Source organism: Sulfitobacter sp. HI0129, from assembly GCF_001635395.1.
In the GTDB taxonomy this organism is placed as follows: domain Bacteria; phylum Pseudomonadota; class Alphaproteobacteria; order Rhodobacterales; family Rhodobacteraceae; genus Sulfitobacter.
The window spans coordinates 1-4,933 of the sequence record NZ_LWGH01000552.1 but is presented as its reverse complement, the minus strand read 5'-3'; the positions used below and the strand labels follow the sequence as shown (position 1 = coordinate 4,933).

Here is a 4,933-nt window from a genome sequence, read left to right as displayed (position 1 = left end):
GCCCGGTTTCCAGCACCTTGGCCTTCAGCGCGCGCGCGTCCTCCGCGTCTATCAACTCGTGATCCACGGCCGGTACCGGATCCTGCCAGATCAGCGTCTCCTGCGGCACCCAGGGGCCGAGGTAGCGCGACACCGGCCCCATGTCGCGGTGCGTCAGCTTGAACCACGCGCGTGCAAAGGCATCGGCGAATTCCTCGGGGTTCTTGTGGAACCGCCGCGCGATGGGCTCGTAGATCGGATCGACCTTGAGCGCGAGGTCCGCAGTCGACATCATCGGCGGGTTGCGCTTTTCGGGGTCATGCGCGTCCGGTACCAGGGTCTTGGCCTCGGGATCCTTCGGCTCCCACTGCCATGCGCCCGCGGGGCTCTTGGTCAGTTCCCATTCGTAATCGAACATCATGTCGAAATAGGTCATGTCCCACTGGGTCGGCGTGGGCGTCCATGCGCCTTCCAGCCCGCTGGTGATCGTGTGGATGCCCTTGCCGGATTCGAACTTGCTGATCCAGCCAAAGCCCTGATCCTCGATCGTCGCACCTTCGGGCTCGGGGCCCATCAGCTCCGGATCGCCCGCACCGTGGCACTTGCCGAAGGTATGACCACCCGCCACCAGCGCGACGGTTTCCTCGTCGTTCATCGCCATGCGGCCAAAGGTGTCGCGGATATCGCGGGCCGATGCCAGCGGATCGGGGTTGCTGTCCGGTCCTTCGGGGTTCACGTAGATCAGGCCCATCTGAACGGCGGCCAGCGGGTTTTCCAGCTCACGGTCGCCGCTATAGCGGCTGGAGGTCAGCCAGGTGTCTTCGGACCCCCAGTAGATGTCGTCCTCCGGCTCGAAGATGTCCTCGCGCCCGCCGGCAAAGCCGAAGGTCTCGAACCCCATGGATTCCAGCGCGCAGTTACCGGTAAAGATCATCAGGTCGGCCCAGGAGATCTGGTTGCCGTACTTCTGCTTGATCGGCCACAGCAGACGCCGCGCCTTGTCGAGGTTGCCGTTGTCCGGCCAGCTGTTGAGCGGCGCGAAACGCTGCGTGCCCGAGGTCGAGCCGCCGCGCCCGTCCGCGGTACGGTAGGTGCCGGCGCTGTGCCACGCCATGCGGATGAAGAAGGGCCCGTAGTGCCCCCAGTCCGCGGGCCACCAGTCCTGCGAATCGGTCATCAGGTCCATGACGTCCTTCTTCAGGGCCTCAAGGTCCAGCTTCTCGAATTCCTCGGCGTAGTTGAAATCCTCCGGCAGGGGATTCGATTCCTTCGTGTTCTGGTGAAGGATCTTGAGGTTCAGCTGGTTGGGCCACCAGTCACGGTTCGACCGGACCCCGTGCTTGGTATGTGCGGGAAAGCCGCCCACAACGGGGCATTTGCCGCCTGTATCGTTACCGTCCATGATACTCTCCTGTTATTGTTTGTCAGTGCGCCGTGCCATCCGTCAGGCCCCGAACGGGGCCGGTACGGCAGGCCATCCCGGCGGCCCTTCGGCAGGCCGGAACCGGCGCGTTCCTAAGGTCACTTAACAAATCGGACCGATAAGTTTAAGTTGAAAATACTAATAGGTCCGATAACCATACCATATGGCGAACTTCACCCTCCGACAGTTGAAATATTTCGACGCGCTGGCCCGGCACGGGCACTTCGGGCGGGCGGCGGATGCCTGCGCCATTTCCCAGCCCGCGCTTTCCGTCCAGATCAAGGAACTGGAACAATCGCTGGGCACACTTCTCTTCGATCGCAGCGCCAAAAAGGTGCAGCTCACCACCTTCGGGGAAACCTTCGCCCCCCGCGCGCGGGAAATCCTGCGCGCGGCGGATGAACTCGACGACCTTTCGCGCACCATGCAGGACCGTCTGGCCGGGCGGCTGCGCCTCGGCGTGATTCCCACGGTGGCCCCCTATCTGCTGCCCCGCGTCATCACCCGCATCACCGCGCAATACCCGGCGGTGGCGCTTCAGGTGCGCGAGACCCAGACCTCCGGCCTGATCGAGGAATTGTCTCAAGGCGGGCTCGACGCGGCCATCGTGGCGCTTCCGGTGTCCGAACCCACCCTGACGGAGGTGCCGCTCTTTTCGGAATCCTTCGTGCTGGTCCGCCCGGCGGCGGATGCCGACAAACCCGTGCCGGGCCGCGAACGGCTGCGCGAAATGCGCCTCCTGCTGCTGGAGGAAGGCCACTGCTTCCGCGATCAGGCCCTGTCCTTCTGCAACATGAGTCCCGCCCTGCCTCGCGAATGGCTGGACGGTAGCACCCTGTCGACGCTGGTGCAGATGGTGGGCGTGGGCTTCGGCGTCACGCTGATTCCCGAAATGGCGGTAGAGATCGAAACCCGCTCCGCCGATGTCGCCGTCAGCCGGCTGGCCGCGCCGGAACCCCAGCGCACCATCGGCATGGTCTGGCGACGCAGCAACCCGCTGCATCCCCGGCTCGCGGAACTCGCCCAAGTGGTCCGCGCAGCCACCCAAAGCCGCGCGGCCCGGCTTGCCCCCTAGCACACCGCCCCTTCACCCTTTTGAAAATACTCGAAAAACCGACGCCCGCCCGGGGCGCGCGGCAGGCGTTCAGGGGGATTGATGCACCGTGCGCACATAGTCCATCACCGCGCCGCGCACCGACATCTCGCCATCCTCGCGGGCGCGGTCGATCACCTCGCGCACCTCGCCCAGATCGCAGCGGCGCAGCAGGCTCTTGACCGGCCCGATGGAGGCCGGGCGCATGGACAGCGTGCGCAGCCCAATGGCGGCGAAACACAGCGCCTCCACCGGGCGGCCCGCGTCCTCGCCACAGAAGGACAGCTGGGTATTCGTCTCCCGGCAGCGCTCCACGATCCGCTCCAGAAAGGTCAGGAAGCTGATGTTGAGCGAATCGTAGCGCTTGCGCACCCGCTCGTTCTCGCGGTCGGCGGCAAAGAAGAACTGCTTGAGGTCATTGCCCCCGATCGACAGGAACTCCACCTGCTCGAAGAACTGGCGCGGCGCAAAGGCAAGGCTGGGGGTTTCCAGCATCGCCCCCACCTCGATCTTCGATGGCAGCACATGGCCGAGCCGCGCCTCCCGGGCCAGTGTCTTGTCCATCTCCGCGCGGGCGGCGCGGTATTCCTCGAACTGGGCGACAAAGGGGAACATGACCGTCAGCGGGCGCCCGTTCGCGGCCCGGATCAGTGCCTGCAACTGCATCCGCATGACACCGGGCTTGTCCAGCCCCACCCGGATCGCGCGCCAGCCCAGCGCCGGGTTCGGCTCCTCGTTGGGCTTCATATAGGGCAGCACCTTGTCCGACCCGATATCGAGCGTGCGGAACACCACGCGCTTTTCCTGCGCGGCATCCAGCACCCGGGCATATAGGGCCGCAAGCTCCGTGCGCTTGGGCATCTGGTTGCGCACCAGAAACTGAAGCTCGGTCCGGAACAACCCCACCCCTTCGGCCCCCGAACTGACCAGCGACGGCAGGTCCGCCATCAGGCCCGCGTTCATATGCAGCCCGATGACGGTGCCGCAACGGGTTTCGGCAGGCTTGTCCCGGATCGAGGAATAGCGTTCCTGCGCGGCGGCCAGCATGGCGATCTTGTCGCGGAAGGCCGAGGCCACGTTGTCGTCGGGCCGCAGATGCACGACACCCTGCTCGCCGTCCACCATGATGTGGTCGCCGTTCAGCGCCTCCTCGGTGATGCGCCCCGCGTTCACGATCAGCGGAATCGCCAGCGCCCGCGCCACCACGGCGGCATGGCTGCCGACCGATCCGCCCTCCAGCACGATGCCCCGCAGGGACCGGCCATATTCCAGCAGTTCTCCGGGGCCGATGTTGCGCGCCACAAGGATCGGATCGGCGGGCATCTCAGCGCCCGTGTCGCTGCCCTGCCCGGTCAGGATGCGCAGCAGCCGGTTGGACAGATCGTCAAGGTCCGACAGCCGGTCGCGCAGATAGGCGTCTGGCACCTGCCCCAGCCGGGCGCGCGCCATGGATTGCTGCTTTTCCACCGCCGCCTCGGCGGAAAGACCGCTGCGGATGTCTTCCTCCATCCGGCGCATCCAGCCTTTCGAGGTGGCGAACATGCGGTAGGCTTCCAGCACCTGCTGCTGTTCCTTGTCGGTGGTCATGGTGAGCATTTCGTCCACCCCCACGCGAAGCTGATCCACCGCCTCGCCCAGCCGCTCGCATTCGCGTTCCGGATCGTCGGCAATGACGTTGGAGACGACGACGCGCGGCTCATGCAGCCAGACGTGCCCCTCGGCCACGCCCTCCTGCCCCACGGTGCCGCGCAGCAGCATCGAATGCTGGTGCCGGGCCGACATGGCAGCACCCTCGCCCACGAAGGCGCCAAGCTCGGCCATCTCCGCCAGCACCATGGCCACGACTTCCAGCGCATAGGTTTCATCGGCCGAGAATTCCCGCGCCGTCCGCGACTGCACGACCAGCACGCCCAGCGTCGCCCCCAGCCGCTGGATCGGCACGCCGAGGAAGCTGGAATAAATCTCTTCGCCGGTTTCGGGCATGAATCGAAACCCCGGCGCATGGGGGGCATCGGGCGTGTTCACCACGGTGCGTTTCTTGGCGACCTTGCCGACGAGGCCCTCGCCCAGCTTCATCCGCGTCTGATGGACCGCGTCCGCCTTCAGACCCTCCGTCGCGCAGAGTTCGAGCGTATCCTCATCGCGGAAAAGGTAGATGGAACAGACCTCGCAGCCCATCGAGCTTGCGATCAGATGGGTGATCTTGTCCAGCCGCGCCTGCCCGGCGTCATCGCTCGCCATGGCGTCGCGCAACCGGCCCAGCAACTTCCGGCTTTCGGTTTCCATCCCATCGGCCATCGCAACTCATCCCATTTGCCCGGTCGTTGCTTCCCTGTACCGCACTCACGCAAGGATAGAAACGTCATTCACCCCCAGCGGGTAGCGAAGCCCCTCTCTGCAGGCGGATCTGCCCGGGATTCGTGCAGCGCGCCCCACCG

Annotated in this window: 3 protein-coding genes; 1 reads left to right on the top strand and 2 read right to left on the bottom strand. The window is 65.6% G+C overall.

Annotated elements, in window-relative coordinates; translation table 11 throughout:
- The coding region (locus A3764_RS14920; RefSeq protein ID WP_330220530.1) for a peroxidase family protein at positions 1–1,381 on the bottom strand (1,381 nt) is incomplete at its 3' end.
- 184 nt (positions 1,382–1,565) lie between these two features.
- Here A3764_RS14920 and A3764_RS14915 point away from each other — a divergent pair.
- Positions 1,566–2,477 (top strand): hydrogen peroxide-inducible genes activator, encoded by a 912-nt coding sequence (locus A3764_RS14915; protein WP_067921070.1) that lies wholly within the window; start codon positions 1,566–1,568, stop codon positions 2,475–2,477.
- A 69-nt stretch (positions 2,478–2,546) separates the two neighbouring features.
- Here A3764_RS14915 and ptsP read toward each other — a convergent pair whose 3' ends face one another.
- Positions 2,547–4,793 (bottom strand): phosphoenolpyruvate--protein phosphotransferase, encoded by a 2,247-nt coding sequence (ptsP, locus tag A3764_RS14910; RefSeq protein ID WP_067921067.1) that lies wholly within the window; start codon positions 4,791–4,793, stop codon positions 2,547–2,549.
- Positions 4,794–4,933 lie beyond the last annotated feature (140 nt).

Coding starts and splice junctions, on each gene's coding strand:
- A3764_RS14915 (WP_067921070.1), top strand. CDS start 1,566: ATGGCGAACTTCACCCTCCGACAGTTGAAATATTTCGACGCGCTGGCC.
- ptsP (WP_067921067.1), bottom strand. CDS start 4,793: ATGGCCGATGGGATGGAAACCGAAAGCCGGAAGTTGCTGGGCCGGTTG.